1 protein-coding gene is annotated in these 803 nt (G+C 58.9%); it reads left to right on the forward strand.

Annotation, left to right across the window (positions count from 1 at the left end):
* A partial coding sequence (locus ACR0CR_RS20390) for an elongation factor Tu (RefSeq protein ID WP_480602741.1) occupies nucleotides 1-803 on the forward strand: 803 nt, incomplete at both ends.

Genomic DNA, 803 nt, shown 5'->3' on the forward strand with positions numbered 1-803 from the left:
ATGGCAAAGGAAAAGTTTGAGCGTACAAAACCGCACGTCAACATCGGCACGATTGGCCACGTTGACCACGGCAAGACGACGCTGACCGCAGCGATCACCAAGTATTTTGGTGACTTCAAAGCGTATGACCAGATTGACGGTGCGCCGGAAGAGAAAGCGCGCGGCATCACCATCTCGACCGCCCACGTGGAATACGAGACCGAGAACCGCCACTACGCGCATGTCGACTGCCCCGGCCACGCCGACTACGTCAAGAACATGATCACCGGTGCCGCTCAGATGGACGGCGCGATCCTGGTTGTGAACGCCGCGGACGGCCCGATGCCGCAAACGCGTGAGCACATCCTGCTGGGCCGCCAGGTTGGCATCCCGAAGATGGTCGTGTTCCTGAACAAAGTGGACCAGGTTGACGACGAAGAGCTGCTGGAACTGGTTGAGATGGAAGTGCGCGAGCTGCTGTCCAGCTACGAATACCCCGGCGACGATATTCCGATCATCGCAGGTTCGGCTCTGGCCGCGATGGAAGGCAACAACCCGGAAATCGGCGAAGAGAAGATCAAGGAACTGATGGCGGCTGTTGATGACTACATCGACACCCCTGAGCGTGCTGTGGACCAGCCGTTCCTGATGCCGATCGAAGACGTGTTCTCGATCTCGGGCCGTGGTACCGTTGTAACCGGTCGTGTTGAGCGCGGCGTGATCAACGTTGGCGACGAAATCGAAATCGTCGGCATCCGCGACACTTCGAAAACCACCTGCACCGGCGTTGAGATGTTCCGCAAGCTGCTGGACCGCGGTGAAGC

The sequence above is a fragment of the Ruegeria sp. AM2 genome, assembly GCF_056540685.1.